We start from the raw sequence: 13,279 nt of genomic DNA on the forward strand, positions 1-13,279 counted from the left end.
GCTCAGCGCAGCTGGCGCTGAGCCTCGCTGAAATACTGCCAGCCGGTCCAGGTGGTGGCGATCGCAGCGGCCCAGATCAGGGAGTCGGCGAACAGCTGGAAATGCTCCAGATACATGAAGTCGAAGCCGAAGCCGTCCCAGTTGCGTGCCAGGAGCTGGGCGCCCAAGGCCACCATCTGAAGCGTCGTTTTCCACTTGGCCAGGGTCGTGACCGGCAGCACCACCTTGCCCGCCGTGCTCTCGCGCAGGGCCGAGACGGCGAACTCGCGGAACAGGATCAGGCCGCAGGGAATGGCAATCTGGGGCACCGAGCCCGAGGTCAGGATGGCCAGGATCGCCCCGGTCACCAGGATCTTGTCCGCAATCGGGTCCAGAATCGCACCCCACCGCGTCGTCGCATTCCAGCGCCGCGCCAGATAGCCGTCGACCCAGTCGGTCGAAGCCGCGATGACGAAGATCCAGAAGCCGGCGCGATACAGGGCGAACTGATCCTCCGGGCTCAGATAGGCCGACAGGATCGGCACGCCGCCGGTGGCCCCTGCCAGGATCAGGAACATCACCACCCCGGCGGCCAGCCTCAGGGCCGTCAGGATGTTGGGGATCGGATTGGCGCTATGGGGCGGGGCGGCGGTCATGGCAGGTCTCGGCAAACAGGTTGGCGATCACCGGGATAGACGAAGCCGTCCGGCATGTCTTCGTAAAGGACGAAAACCTAGCCCAGGACTTCGAACCGTCCCGGCCCTTTCAGAGCGCGCAGCATGCCGTCCGCGATGCCGAAATGCAGGCCGCTGAGGATCAACTGGCCCGCAGCTTCCCGCTCGGCGATCCAGGGGAAGGTCCGCAGGTTGTCCAAGGAGAGCCGGACGACAGCTTCCTCAGCCGCCTGCTCGACCTGATCGGCCGGGAATTCCTCGACGATCCGGCGCACGACCGGCGCTCCCTGGGCGACCCATGGCGCAACGAAGTCGCTGCAGCTGTCCGGGGCTCCGGTCCTCATCGCAGCCACGCCACCACACAGGGCATGGCCCATCACGACGATGCGCGACACGCCCAGGACCTTGACCCCGAACTCCAGGGCCGCCGAGACGCCGTGCAGCTGACCATCCGGTTCATAGGGCGGCACCAGATTGGCGACGTTGCGCACCACGAACAGTTCGCCGGGCGCGGCATCGAAGATGGAGGCCGGGTCTGCCCGGCTGTCGGAACAGGCCACCACCAGGGTGTGCGGCTTCTGTCCCTGTTCGGCCAGGGCAATGAAGCGATCACGCTGGGCCGGCCATTTGGTGTCACGGAAACGGCGGTAGCCCTGGGCAAGGGGATCAGCTGAATCGGTCATGCTTAGCTCTTAGATCGAGATCATGGGCTAGGCCAGTCGGTCCCACGACAAGGCGTGCACGCGATCCCTGCCCAGGGCCGCAGCCATGGGACGCTCGGCAAAAAGGCCGGCGATTGCCGGGTCGCGTACGTCCAGCCCGCCGGTAAAGGCGCCAAAGGCCGGCAGGATCACCCGGTGCCCGTCGGTCACGAAACACGGACGGCGCACGCTCCGGCCATGGGCGGACACCCGCGCCGCCGGATGCAGATGCCCCGCCACCTCGCCGCGCTGAATGCCCGGCTGCGGTTCATGGATCAGCCGCAAGGCCCCAATGTCCAGCGTCTCCACGACCTCTCCCGGCAGGGCCTCGCCCAGGTCTGGCACCGTCTCGCGCAGCGCCGCAATATCGTGGTTTCCTTCAAGCCAGATCCAGTCACGCCCCACCGCCATCTGGTACAGCCTGGCCCGATCCTCCGAGGCCATCCGCCCGATCGAACGCGTGTCGTGAAAGCTGTCGCCCAGCAGCACCACGCAGGCTGGATTCAGGGCTTCGATCTCGGCTTCCAGCCGATCCAGCGTCGCCCGGCTGTCATAGGGCGGCAGCATCTGACCCCGCGCCGCAAACGCCGACCCCTTTTCCAGATGCAGGTCCCCCGCGATCAGGGTCCGGTGCGCGATGACCCACATCGCGCCGGAGCAGCGCAGCACACAGGCCTCGCCCTCGATCAGCACATGCAGACCGCCACACGGCCGCCGCATCGGCGACAGGGTCTGTTTCAGGGCCGCGTTCATGCCGCCACCTCGGGCGCGTCGTCGTTCATCACCTCGGCGATCAAGGCCTCTGCCGAGTCTTCCAGGATCATGTCGGCTGCATCCCCGCCCACGCGCTCACGCCCGATCTGGACCAGGACCGGCACAGAGAACGGCGAGGCCCGCTCCAGGCGCGCGTGGCGGATATGGCCCTGGATCCGGGTCAGCAACTGGCCCACCCGCGCCACATCCATGAACCCCTTGGCGGCATCGGCCCGCGCTGTTCGCAGCAGCAGATGATCGGGCTGATGGCGGCGCAGGACGTCATAGATCAGGTCGGTGGAAAAGGTGACTTGCCGCCCGGTCTTTTCGGCACCGGGCTGACGCCGCTCGATCAAGCCCGCAATCAGGGCGCAATTGCGGAAGGTGCGCTTCATCACGAAGCTCTCATCCAGCCAGGCCTCCAGATCGTCACCCAACATGTCCGGCTGGAACAGGGCGTCCAGGTCCAGATCCTCCATCGGCCGGATCGACCAAACAGCCAGGGCATAGTCGGTGCAGACAAAGCCCAGCGGCCCGACCCCCAGCCGGTCCAGCCGCCGCGTCAGCAGCATGCAGAGCGTGTTGTGCGCCAGCCCGCCCTCGAACGGATAGGCGATCAGATAATGTCGCGACCCCCGCTGAAACGTCTCGACCAGCAGGGCGTCAGCCTGCGGGATCACCGATCGCGCCTCCTGCAGTTCCAGCCATTCCTGCACATCGGGCGGCAGGACACGCCAGTGATCGCGGTCCTGAATCAGCACCCGCACCCGATCGGCCAGGGACGTCGACATTGGAAACTTCGATCCGCCCCAGGACGGGATCTTGGGCTCCTTGTCCTGGGCCGCCGTCACGATGACGTCGATGCCGACGATGCCCTGATAGGCCCAGACCTGACCGGCAAAGACGAAGGTGTCGCCGGGGGCCATCTGTTCGAAATAATGCTCCTCGGCCTGGCCCACCTTGCGGCCCGCGACCGTCAGCTTGCCGCCGCGCCGCGATCCCACCCGCACGTTCAGTGTTGCCGCCGCCACGATGGTGCCGACGTTCATCCGGTGGCGCTGGGCCATCTGGGCGGTGCGGACCCGCCAGCGCCCCTGACGATCCCGCACGATCCGCGCGAACCGGTCATAGGTTCGCAGCGAGTAGCCGCCGGTCGCCACCAGATCGATCACCTCCTCGAACACCTCTCGCGGCAGGTCGCGGTAAGGGGCGCAGGCGGTTACCTCCTCATGCAGTTCGCCGACGTCGAAGCCTTCCGAACAGGCCACGCCCATCACGTGCTGGGCCAGGGTATCCAGGGTGCCGGTGTGATGCGGCTCCCAGTCGAAGGCATTGGCCGCCACCGCCTCGCGCGCCGCTTGGCATTCCAGCATCTCGAACCGGCTGGCCGGCACCATCAGGGCGCGGCTGGGCTCGTCCAGCCTGTGGTTGGCCCGCCCGATCCGCTGCACCAGACGGCTGGCTCCCTTGGGCGCAGCCAGCTGGATCACCAGATCGACATCGCCCCAGTCGATGCCCAGGTCCAGGGTCGAGGTGCAGACCACCGCCCGAATGTCGCCGCGCGCCATGGCCGCCTCGACCTTGCGCCTCTGTTCGGTGGCCAGCGACCCGTGATGCAGGGCGATCGGCAGGTCGTCCTCGTTGATGGCCCACAGCTGCTGAAACACGAACTCGGCCTGCCAGCGGGTATTGACGAAGATCAGCGTCATCCCCGAGCGCCGGATGGCCTCATAGACCTCCGGCATCGCATGCTGGCCCGTATGCCCGGCCCAAGGAACGCGGCCCTCGCTGACCAGAACATCGATGACTGGGGGCGCACCCGGATCGCCCCGGACGATCACGACGCCTGCCTCGCCTCCACCATGGTTCGCATGGTCGCCGGTAACCACCCTTGGCCCCGGCACCAGCCAGCTCGCGATCATCTCCGGATCATCTACCGTCGCCGACAGGGCCACCCGGCGCAGGGTCGGTGCGAAACTCTGCAACCGCCCCAGGCCCAGGTTCAGCAGATCGCCGCGCTTGCCGCTCCAGATCGCATGCACCTCGTCGATGACCACGCATTTCAGGTCCGCGAACCAGGCCCGCGCGCCTTCCCAGGCACAGAACAGCGCCAGCTGTTCCGGTGTGGTCAGCAGGATGTCGGGTGGAAAGTCCCTCTGCCGCTGCTTCTTGGATTGCTTGGTGTCGCCGGTCCGGCTCTCGACATGGATGTTCAGCCCGATCTCGCGGATCGGCGTCATCAGGTTGCGCTCGACATCGGTCGTCAGCGCCTTCAGCGGCGAGACATAGAGGGTATGCACCCCCGACCCCGGCCCATGCTCAGGCCTCGGCCCACGCTCCGCCAGATCGATCAGACTGGGCAAGAACCCCGCCAGGGTCTTGCCCCCACCCGTCGGCGCGACCAGCAGTGCATGCGATCCGGCCTCCGCTGCCGCGATCATTTCCAGCTGATGCCGCCGGGGCGACCAGCCGCGCGACGCGAACCAGTCGGCGAAGAGAGGGGGGAGCGCAGTCACTCCGCCGGTTGCTCGAACTGGCATGTTTCGTCCGCGCTCCAACGCCCCCCGGAATCGAGGCAAGCGTCCTGCGCAACGAACTCGCTGTTTCGCACCCACCAATCGAGAAGCAGCGCAGCCGCCGCGATCATACCCGCCACAATCAGAAAGATTCTGAGCTTTTTTGACGAGGGCCGAGATGGCGGGGTCGGGTCCATGGATGACAAATAGATCGGGCAGCCCATGGCCGCCAGATGTTCTCGTTCCGTTTCGACGATTGAATGGCTATCTATCGACTGTGTCCGACGAATCCGTCCTCTCCAGCAGTCCCCTCACCGGCACCGACCTGTGGCGCGACCTCCCCCCCGCCTTGGCCACCCCGCCCGGCGCGGGGGCGATCTGTGATGTCGACGGGCCCCGGCGGATCGGGCGCGGGGCGGCGGAGGGGTCGTTCACCACCGGCCCGGTCATGGTCGCCCATGCCAGTTTGACCGCGCGGCGACTGGGTCTGGCGGCCCCGTCCCGGTCGGCTGACCTGCTGGATGTGCTGGAGCTGTTCGCCTTCGTCCGGCCCGCGCGATTCTGTGCCCCCTCCCCCGCTGGTCTGGCCCTGGCGCTGGGCCTGAGCGAACCCAAGGGGGCCGAGGCCCAGGCGCAGGCCCTGCGCGATGCGGCCCTGATCCTGCTGAAAGAGCTTTCGGAACCTGCCTATCCCGGCCGCGAGGACGCCTTCGCCCTGGCCGCCACCCTGTCGCGCGCGGGCTGGGCCTGGGCAGAGCGGGTGACGCAGGCCCTGCAAAACCAGCCGATGCGCGACCGGCAATACCGCAGCTCGGGTCTTGATGTCTGGGCACGGCTGGAGGAGTGGGAGGACGAGGCCCCGCGCGGAGAGGCCGGTTCTGCCCCCGTCGATTCCGAATCCGCCCGCATCCGCCTGGCCAAGCTGTTGCAGGCGTCGGGTCTGGACGAGACGCGCCCGACCCAGTCCGACTATGCCGCCGAGGCCGCCTTTGCCTTTTCCCCGCGCAACGAGGAGGGCCGCCCCCGTGTCCTGCTGGCCGAGGCGGGCACCGGCACGGGCAAGACCCTGGGCTATCTGGCCGCCGCATCCCTGTGGGCCGAGCGGAACCAGGGCGCGGCCTGGGTCTCGACCTATACGCGTGCCCTGCAACGCCAGATCGACCGCGAAAGCACGGCCGTTTGGCCGGACGAGGCGGTGCGACGCAAAAAGACCGTCGTCCGAAAGGGGCGTGAAAACTATCTGTGCCTGCTGAACCTTCAGGAGATGGTCCAGGCCGCCCAGCTGGGCACGGGCGACCTGGTTGGCATGGCCCTGACCGCGCGCTGGGCGCTGCACAGCCGCGACGGCGACATGACCGGCGGCGACTTTCCCGGCTGGCTGCCCGGCCTGTTCGCCACGCCTGCGGCCCAGCAGGCCAGCGCGCCCAATCTGGTCGACCGGCGCGGGGAATGCGTCCACGCCGCCTGCCCCCATTACCGCACCTGTTTCGTGGAAAAGACCATTCGCGCCAGCCGCCGGGCCGATCTGGTCGTGGCCAACCATGCCCTGGTCATGACCCAGGCCGCCTTCGACGGGGCCCGCTCGGCGCGCGGCCTGAAGCAGGACGGAGAGACCGCCGCCCTGAAGCGCATCGTCTTCGACGAGGGCCACCACCTGTTCGATGCCGCCGACAGCGCTTTTTCCGCCTGTCTCTCTGGCCAGGAAGCAGCCGAGCTGCGGCGCTGGATCCGGGGACCGGAAGGTCGTGGTCGTCGCGGGCGCGGCCTGGAGCAAAGGCTGGGCGACCTCTGCGCCGACAATGACGCGGCACGAAAGGCACTGACCGACGCCATCCGCGCGGCGGCCGCCCTGCCGGGTGAAGGGGTGTCGGGCCGCATCGCCCCGGCCTCGGGAGAGGTCAATCCCATCGGCCCGATCGAGGCCTTTCTGGCCGCCGCCCTAGACCAGCTGCGTGCCCGCACCAGCGAGGGGCATTCTGCGGGCGGCGGCGAGTTCGGCATGGAATGCGCGCTCAAGCCTGTGACCGATCCGGTGGCCGAGACCGCCCGGGCCGCCGCCGCCGCCCTGGCCGCCATCGAGGCACCCCTGCTGGCGCTGTCGCGGCATCTGGAAGACATACTGGACGACGAGGCAGCCGAACTGGACGGCTCGGCCCGCGCCCGGATCGAGGGGGCGCTGCGCGGTCTGGACCGGCGTGCGCGCATGACCCTGCCCGGCTGGCGCGCCATGCTGTCAGCGCTGGAGGATGCCGGGGCCGAGCGCGACCCCGACTTCGTTGACTGGCTGAGCGCCGAGGCCGCCTTTGGCCGCATTCACGATGTCGCCCTGCGTCGTCACTGGATCGATCCGACCGTCCCGCTGGAGGCCGCGGTCATCGTGCCGGCCCATGGCGTGCTCGTGACCTCGGCCACCCTGTCCGATCCGGTCGCCGACGACCCCTTTGCCCTGGCGCGGATGCGATCCGGCTCGTCCCGGCTGATCGAACCGGCACGGACGCTGAAGGTCGAGAGCCCCTTCGACTATGTGTCCAATGCCCGCGTTATCGTCATCAATGACCTCGTCAAGGACGATGCCCGCCAGACGGCGGCGGCCATGCGCGAGCTGTTCCTGGCCTCAGGCGGCGGGGCACTGGGCCTGTTCACTGCCATTCGGCGGCTGAAGGCGGTGTATGAGGCGGCGGGGCCGGAACTCGCCCGCGCGGGACTGCCCCTCTATGCCCAGCACGTCGATCCGTTGGAGGTCGGGGCCCTGGTCGATGTCTTCCGCGCCGAGGAGGACAGCTGCCTACTGGGCACCGATGCGGTTCGTGACGGCGTCGATGTGCCTGGTCGATCCCTGCGGCTGCTGGTCTTCGACCGCGTCCCCTGGCCGCGCCCTGATCTGTTGCACAAGGCCCGCCGCGAGATCTTCGGCGGCAAGGCCTATGACGATGCCCTGGCGCGCGGCCGCATCAGCCAGGCCTTCGGGCGCCTGATCCGCCGCGCCGACGATCGGGGTGTGTTCGTGATGCTGGACGCCGCCTGCCCCACCCGCCTGTTCGCCGGCCTGCCCCCGGGGGTCGAGGTCCAGCGGATGGGGCTGGCAGAGGCGGTCGAACAGGTGGCGGCCTTCAGTCAGCCACCCGGCGCGGCCTGACCGGCTCAGTCGATCTTGAGCAGGCGGTCCAGGCTGAACGGACCCGGTCCGCGCCCAATCAGATAGACCAGCGGCGCCAGCCACAAGAGATGCGTCGGCCAGCCGGTCGGCACCACAAACAGCTGGATCACCAGCGTCATGACCAGCAAGGCCACGGCCGAGACCCGCGTGCCCAGGCCGATGATGATCAGCACCGGAAACAGATGTTCGGCATAGGTCGCCGCATAGGCTGCCAGTTCGGACGGCAGGAGCGGCACCCGGTATTCCTCGGCAAACAGATAGAAGGTCGTGTCGGTCACCGTCAGCACCCCCTCCACCTTGGTCCGGCCCGAGAGCAGGAAGGGGGCGGCGATGCCCAGTCGCATCAGCACCGCCAAGGCAGGCTCCGGAACCAGTTTCGACATGGCCGCATGCAGTCTGGACAGAAGCCCGCCGGAACGGCTGTCGGCGAGATGGTCCATCAGGGTGCTCATGGCGTCAGGCTCCGTTGGGGCTGAGAAACACACCGGCGTTCAGCAGGCCGGTGAAAAGGGTGGGAATGTCGGCATGGGCATCCAGCGAGAGCGCCTCCACCGCCGCGACGCCGAGGGTGCGGCCCGATCGGCAGGCGCTCAGGAACCGATGCTCGACCGGCGTCAGCCGCCGCGACAGGACCGTATCGGCGGGCCGGTGGATCAGCAGGGCCTCCGCCTGTGGTTGCCACACCATTTCGCCTCCGGTCTCGGGGTAGCGGTGGGCCAGCCATAGCGACGGTGCGGTCCAGTCGAACCTGAACAGCCGGACCGAAGGATGCAGCGGCATCAGCCGTCCCGTCATCACGGCACCCGCGGGTCCACTAGCACCCGCGGCATCCAGCACCGGGGCATCGGCGGCCAGATGAGCCTCGGTCCATGCCCGGTCCAGCCGGGCCATGGGGCCAAGGTACGGCAGCTCTCGTGCGGGCCCGAAAAGGGACAGCCAGTCGGCAAAGCCCGCTCCATAGGCCGCCATCGCCGGATCCTCGCCCGGATGATCAGAGGCGAAGGCCGCCGCCGCCGCCCGAAACCAGTCCGGTCCGACCAGCGCCGATACGGTCGGAAAGCTGGCCTCCAGCGCGTCGATCCGCGCCTTGATCGTGGTGTTGCGATAGACGGCCAGAGCCGCGTCGCTGCCGTTCAGCCAGGGCATCAGCGCCTGGGTATCGCCTTTCAGCGCCCGGTCGAACGCCGCATGGAAACCGCTCATGCCGCCTGCTCCATAGGCGATCGCAGCACCAGTTCGGCGCGGGCCTGTTCCGCCAGCAATTCGGCAAACTCTGGAATGTCGCCGTCCCGCTCGACCAGGGTCGGCCGCGCCCCAATCCGCTCGACCAGCCGTCGATGCAGGGCCCAGACGGCCTCGGACACCGGGGCGTCATGACTGTCGATCAGCAGGGCCTGACCCAGGATCGGATCGGGCCTGTGCCCCGCCACGTGGATTTCTCCGACGCGGTCGCCTGGCACGGCGTCGATCCAGGCGGCAGCATCGAACCCCATGTTGGCGGCACTGACGTGCACATTGTTGACGTCGACCAGCAGGCCGCACCCCGTGCGCCGCGCGATCTCGGTCAGGAAATCGACCTCGTCCCAGTCGTGGCCATTCAGGGCCAGATAGGCGGTCGGGTTCTCGATCAGCAATGACCGCCCCAGCGCCTCCTGGGCCTCGTCCACATGATCGCAGACCAGGTCCAGCATGGCGTCGCTTCGGGGAATGGGCAGCAGGTCGGGATGATAGACGCCGCCCCGCCGCGACCAGGCCAGATGTTCGGACACTAGAAACGGCTGATACCGGTCGATCAGGGCCCGAAACCGCGCCAGATGCTCGCGGTCGGGTCGCTCGTCTCCGGCCAGGGACAACCCGACCCCGTGCAGGGACAGGGGACGTTCGGCCCGTATGGCGTCCAGCCAGGCCAGGCGCGGGCCGCCTTCGACCATGTAGTTCTCGGGGTGAACCTCGAACCACAGGCCGGATTGGGGGCCGACCGCCGGACAGGCCAGGGCTTGGGCATAGTGCTGGGGTTTCAGGCCCAGCCCTGCCGAAGTATGTCCTGACTTGATTTGTCCGGCGGTCGGTGGGGGCGTCATGACCGGATCAGCGGTTCGCGATGGGTGTCAGCGAGCCACGACCGGCCGGGGTGTTGATGTCCGTGCAGGTGCCCTTGGCCACCAGCTTCCAGGCATTGCCCTGCCAGTCGCGGGTCGAGGTGCCAGCGCAGGTGGTGCCCGGACCGGCGGCACAGTCGTTCTGACCGGCGCGCGAGACGCCGTAGCATTTTTCCTTTTCGGCATCCTGGGCAGCGGCGGGCGCGGCGGCCGATGCGGCACCGGCACCCAGTGCCAGCAGGGCGACGACGCCGGTCGCGATCGAGAAACGGTTCATGGGTCTTCTCCTGGGTCAAACGGCCGGGGGTGGCCTGACAAGAGGAGACTTCGGCGATCGGTGATGCCTGGTTACGGTGGCGGACACAAAAAAACACGACGCCGCCAATCGGTCCGTGCGATGTAACCCACACAGGATTGCGCGCGTATGGGGGACAGCGTGGTCGATCGTGAAGCCCATCTGAAACAGCTGATGATGCGCGGCCTGGACGGCGACGCGGCGGCTTGGCGCGTCCTGTTGTCCGACATCAGGGGGCCCCTGGCGGCCTTCTTCAAACGCAGGCTGTCAGGCCATGAGGCCGATGCCGAGGATCTGGTGCAGGATACGTTGATCGCCATTCACGCCAAGCGCGCGACCTTTGATCGAACCATGCCGTTCAGCGCCTGGTGCTATGCGATCGCGCGCTACAAGCTGATCGACCATCTGCGCCGCCAGGGTCGCCGAGCCACCGTGCCGATGGACGACATGGCCGAGTTCCTAGCCCCTCACACGGTCGAGGATGGCGCGGTCCGCCGCGACCTGACCCGGGTCCTGTCCATTCTTCCCTTGCGTCAGCGTCGGCTGGTCGAGGATGTCCGCATCGGCGGATTCAGCGTGGCCGAGGCCGCCGCGCGCAACGGTTTCACAGAGGGCGCGGCCAAGGTCAGCGTCCATCGCAGCATGAAGGCGCTCTCCAACAGCGTATCCGCCCATGAAGACTGATGACCTGATTCAGGCCCTGGCCGCCGGACTGGAGCCGGTGCGCCCGGCCCGGCTGAACCAACTGTTCCTGATGGGTGCCATCGTCGTCGCAGCGGCGGGCGTCGTCCTGCTGTTGGGTGTCCGGCCCGATCTGGGCCAGGCGGCCTTGGGCGCGACCTTCTGGCTGAAGGCACTCTACACCCTGTCGCTGGCCGTGGCTTCGGCCTGGCTGGTCCAGAGGCTGGGCCGACCGGGGGCCACGATCGGTCGCTCGGGCCTGGCACTGGCTGCCGTTGTGGGGGCCGCCGCCCTGGCCGGCGTGATCGAGCTGCTCAGCCTGCCCGCTGACTTGCGGATGGACGACCTGATGGGCTTCACCTGGCAGGTCTGCGCCATCAACATCCTGATCGTGTCAGCCTTTGCGGCCCCGCTGGTGTTTCTGTCCGCGCGCCAGCTGGCCCCTACCCGGCCTGTGCTGGCCGGGGGAGCCCTGGGTTTTCTGACCGGAGCCATCGCGGCGACGGCCTATGGGCTTCATTGCCCGGAGGCGACCGCCGCCTTCGTCGCGGTCTGGTACACTTTGGGTGTGCTGGCCGCTGGGCTGATCGGTGCCCTCATCGGCCGGTTCGCCCTGCGCTGGTAGGGGTCAAAGACGCCGCACCAGCCGACCATAGTCCTCCATCAGACCCAGGCTCAGCGCGCCCGGCTTGAACCGGTATTCGCCGATCTCGCTGACGGGAGTGACCTCGGCCGCCGTGCCGGTCAGGAAGCATTCGGTGAAGCCCGACAGTTCCTCTGGCCGGATATGGCGCACGATGACTTCGATCCCCTTGGCCTTGGCCATTTCGATGATGGTCTGGCGGGTGATGCCGTCCAGGATGGCGTCAACCGGCGGCGTGTGCAGCACGCCGTCCTGCACGAAGAAGACGTTGGCCCCGGTCGCCTCGGCGACATAGCCGCGCCAGTCCAGCATCATCGCATCGGAGAAGCCGCGCTTCTCGGCCGCCGTCTTGGACATGGTGCAGATCATGTACAGACCCGCCGCCTTGGCCGCCGAGGGAGCGGTCGCCGGGTCGGGCCTGCGCCATTTGGCCCATTCCAGACGGATGCCCTTGGCCTTGGTCTCGGGATCGAAATAGCTCGGCCAGTCCCACACGGCGATGGCCAGGTGGGTCTTGTTGTGAATGGCCGAGACACTGACGGCCTCGGGCCCGCGATAGGCCACCGGGCGCACATAACAGTCGTCCAGCCCCATCTTGGCGCAGGTTTCCTTGCAGGCGGCGTCGATCTCGGCCACGCTATAGGGTATCTCGAAATCAAGGAGTTCGGCGGACCGCTTCAGACGCTCGGAGTGCGGCGTCAGCTTGAAGATTTCGCCAGCGTACATACGCTCCCCCTCGAACACCGACGAGCCATAGTGCAGAGCATGGGTCAGAACGTGCGTTTTCGCGTCGCGCCAGGGCACGAAAACGCCATCCATCCAGATCCAGCCGTCACGATCGTCGAAAGGAACGAAGGCCATTGAATAACGTCTCCCGCAAAGTCTGCCGGTTTAGACCGTCCCCTGACGCCCCCGTCAACGTGGCATCACCCGAGTCGCTCGCATGAGCGGTCCTGAATCGCGCACCTCGGGTCGTTCCGGACCGATTGCCGGCCCCGGCGTGGGCCGCCATCTTCTGGTCGTGGACGATGACGATCGGATCCGTGAGCTGGTCAAGGAATTCCTGGCTCGCGAAGGTTATCGGGTCACCGGCGCCGCCCACGCCACGGCGGCGCGGCGCCTGATGGAGCTGATCGAGTTCGACCTTGTGGTGCTGGACGTCATGATGCCGGGCGAAAGCGGTCTGGACCTGACCACCTGGGTGCGGGGCAAGGCGGAGCTGTCCAAGACGCCTGTCCTGCTGCTGACCGCGCGTGGCGAACCGAACGACCGGATCGAAGGTCTGTCGCGTGGTGCCGATGACTATATGTCAAAACCGTTCGAGCCGCGCGAGCTGGCCCTCAGGATCGACGCCATCCTGCGCCGGACGGGCGGCAAGCCCGTGACACCCCGCGAGATCAAGCTGGGCTCGGCGATCTTCGACATGGAACGGCTGGAACTGACGCGCGACGGCCTTCTTCAGCGCTTGACCGAAGCCGAGGCGCAGTTGCTGAAGACCCTGGCCATTCACGCCCACGCCCCGGTCGAACGCATGGCCCTGTCGCCCGACACGGCCGACATCACCGGGCGGGCCGTCGATGTTCAGGTCACCCGCCTGCGCCGCAAGCTGGAAAGCGACCCCAAGAATCCTCGCTATCTGCAGACTGTGCGCGGCGTCGGCTACATGCTGGCCCCGGACTGATGGGGGACCATTCCTCCTCCCCTGCGAGAGGGGGACCGCGAGGCGGCGGCGGTGTGGGCCGACCCCAGACGCTTTGCGCGCGGCCAGCCACCTGCGGGAC

General features: G+C 67.7%; 13 protein-coding genes. 4 read left to right on the forward strand and 9 right to left on the reverse strand.

Translation table 11 applies throughout. The features are described from left to right. Nucleotides 1-2: 2 nt before the first annotated feature. The 4 genes from pgsA to JIP62_RS03235 all read right to left on the reverse strand — a co-directional run bounded on the left by pgsA (nt 3) and on the right by JIP62_RS03235 (nt 4,647). Complete coding sequence (pgsA, locus tag JIP62_RS03220; protein WP_201103495.1) at nt 3-635, reverse strand: CDP-diacylglycerol--glycerol-3-phosphate 3-phosphatidyltransferase; 633 nt, start codon at nt 633-635, stop codon at nt 3-5. Between the two features lie 77 nt (nt 636-712). Further along, nucleotides 713-1,336, reverse strand: coding sequence for a carbonic anhydrase (locus JIP62_RS03225; protein ID WP_201103496.1), 624 nt, complete (start codon nt 1,334-1,336; stop codon nt 713-715). A gap of 27 nt (nt 1,337-1,363) precedes the next feature. After that, entirely contained in the window at nt 1,364-2,107 is a 744-nt protein-coding gene (gene pdeM / locus JIP62_RS03230; RefSeq protein WP_201103497.1) for a ligase-associated DNA damage response endonuclease PdeM, read from the reverse strand. Continuing rightward, nucleotides 2,104-4,647 (reverse strand): ligase-associated DNA damage response DEXH box helicase, encoded by a 2,544-nt coding sequence (locus JIP62_RS03235; protein ID WP_201103498.1) that lies wholly within the window; start codon nt 4,645-4,647, stop codon nt 2,104-2,106. Before JIP62_RS03235 ends, pdeM begins: the two co-directional genes overlap by 4 nt. 253 nt (nt 4,648-4,900) lie before the next feature. Here JIP62_RS03235 and JIP62_RS03240 point away from each other — a divergent pair, with 253 nt between their 5' ends. Continuing rightward, on the forward strand, nt 4,901-7,759 hold the full coding sequence (locus tag JIP62_RS03240; protein WP_230974845.1) for an ATP-dependent DNA helicase: 2,859 nt from the start codon (nt 4,901-4,903) through the stop codon (nt 7,757-7,759). Between the two features lie 5 nt (nt 7,760-7,764). Here JIP62_RS03240 and JIP62_RS03245 read toward each other — a convergent pair whose 3' ends face one another. From JIP62_RS03245 to JIP62_RS03260, 4 genes are read right to left on the reverse strand one after another with little or no spacing between them, the layout of a single operon-like run. Next, nucleotides 7,765-8,232: a DoxX family protein gene (locus JIP62_RS03245; protein WP_201103500.1), complete on the reverse strand. Its 468-nt coding sequence runs from the start codon at nt 8,230-8,232 to the stop codon at nt 7,765-7,767. 4 nt (nt 8,233-8,236) lie between these two features. After that, on the reverse strand, nt 8,237-8,983 hold the full coding sequence (locus JIP62_RS03250) for an HvfC/BufC N-terminal domain-containing protein (RefSeq protein ID WP_201103501.1): 747 nt from the start codon (nt 8,981-8,983) through the stop codon (nt 8,237-8,239). Further along, nucleotides 8,980-9,861 (reverse strand): MNIO family bufferin maturase, encoded by an 882-nt coding sequence (gene bufB / locus JIP62_RS03255; RefSeq protein WP_201103502.1) that lies wholly within the window; start codon nt 9,859-9,861, stop codon nt 8,980-8,982. The genes JIP62_RS03250 and bufB overlap by 4 nt, the downstream gene beginning before the upstream one ends. A gap of 7 nt (nt 9,862-9,868) precedes the next feature. Further along, complete coding sequence (locus JIP62_RS03260) at nt 9,869-10,156, reverse strand: BufA1 family periplasmic bufferin-type metallophore (RefSeq protein ID WP_201103503.1); 288 nt, start codon at nt 10,154-10,156, stop codon at nt 9,869-9,871. Between the two features lie 159 nt (nt 10,157-10,315). Here JIP62_RS03260 and JIP62_RS03265 point away from each other — a divergent pair, with 159 nt between their 5' ends. Beyond that, on the forward strand, nt 10,316-10,858 hold the full coding sequence (locus JIP62_RS03265) for a sigma-70 family RNA polymerase sigma factor (RefSeq protein ID WP_230974846.1): 543 nt from the start codon (nt 10,316-10,318) through the stop codon (nt 10,856-10,858). Next, nucleotides 10,848-11,480 carry an NrsF family protein gene (locus tag JIP62_RS03270; protein ID WP_201103505.1) on the forward strand — a complete coding sequence of 211 codons (633 nt, stop codon included), beginning with the start codon at nt 10,848-10,850 and terminating at the stop codon, nt 11,478-11,480. The genes JIP62_RS03265 and JIP62_RS03270 overlap by 11 nt, the downstream gene beginning before the upstream one ends. Nucleotides 11,481-11,483: 3 nt before the next feature. On the opposite strand, the gene JIP62_RS03275 is transcribed toward JIP62_RS03270, so the two are convergent. Continuing rightward, nucleotides 11,484-12,359, reverse strand: coding sequence for a branched-chain amino acid aminotransferase (locus JIP62_RS03275; RefSeq protein ID WP_201103506.1), 876 nt, complete (start codon nt 12,357-12,359; stop codon nt 11,484-11,486). A gap of 82 nt (nt 12,360-12,441) precedes the next feature. Here JIP62_RS03275 and JIP62_RS03280 point away from each other — a divergent pair, with 82 nt between their 5' ends. Further along, the gene (locus JIP62_RS03280; protein ID WP_201103507.1) at nt 12,442-13,179 is read left to right on the forward strand and encodes a response regulator; all 738 of its coding nucleotides are present in this window, start codon (nt 12,442-12,444) and stop codon (nt 13,177-13,179) included. Nucleotides 13,180-13,279 lie beyond the last annotated feature (100 nt).

The sequence above is a fragment of the Brevundimonas vitisensis genome, assembly GCF_016656965.1.
Classification (GTDB): Bacteria; Pseudomonadota; Alphaproteobacteria; order Caulobacterales; family Caulobacteraceae; genus Brevundimonas; species Brevundimonas vitisensis.

What these genes read in the sequence shown, in the direction of transcription:
- bufB (WP_201103502.1), bottom strand. Translation starts at nt 9,861, where the DNA reads ATGACGCCCCCACCGACCGCCGGACAAATCAAGTCAGGACATACTTCG.
- JIP62_RS03260 (WP_201103503.1), bottom strand. Translation starts at nt 10,156, where the DNA reads ATGAACCGTTTCTCGATCGCGACCGGCGTCGTCGCCCTGCTGGCACTG.
- JIP62_RS03245 (WP_201103500.1), bottom strand. Translation starts at nt 8,232, where the DNA reads ATGAGCACCCTGATGGACCATCTCGCCGACAGCCGTTCCGGCGGGCTT.
- pdeM (WP_201103497.1), bottom strand. Translation starts at nt 2,107, where the DNA reads ATGAACGCGGCCCTGAAACAGACCCTGTCGCCGATGCGGCGGCCGTGT.
- JIP62_RS03225 (WP_201103496.1), bottom strand. Translation starts at nt 1,336, where the DNA reads ATGACCGATTCAGCTGATCCCCTTGCCCAGGGCTACCGCCGTTTCCGT.
- pgsA (WP_201103495.1), bottom strand. Translation starts at nt 635, where the DNA reads ATGACCGCCGCCCCGCCCCATAGCGCCAATCCGATCCCCAACATCCTG.
- JIP62_RS03280 (WP_201103507.1), top strand. Translation starts at nt 12,442, where the DNA reads ATGAGCGGTCCTGAATCGCGCACCTCGGGTCGTTCCGGACCGATTGCC.
- JIP62_RS03275 (WP_201103506.1), bottom strand. Translation starts at nt 12,359, where the DNA reads ATGGCCTTCGTTCCTTTCGACGATCGTGACGGCTGGATCTGGATGGAT.
- JIP62_RS03250 (WP_201103501.1), bottom strand. Translation starts at nt 8,983, where the DNA reads ATGAGCGGTTTCCATGCGGCGTTCGACCGGGCGCTGAAAGGCGATACC.
- JIP62_RS03235 (WP_201103498.1), bottom strand. Translation starts at nt 4,647, where the DNA reads ATGCCAGTTCGAGCAACCGGCGGAGTGACTGCGCTCCCCCCTCTCTTC.
- JIP62_RS03270 (WP_201103505.1), top strand. Translation starts at nt 10,848, where the DNA reads ATGAAGACTGATGACCTGATTCAGGCCCTGGCCGCCGGACTGGAGCCG.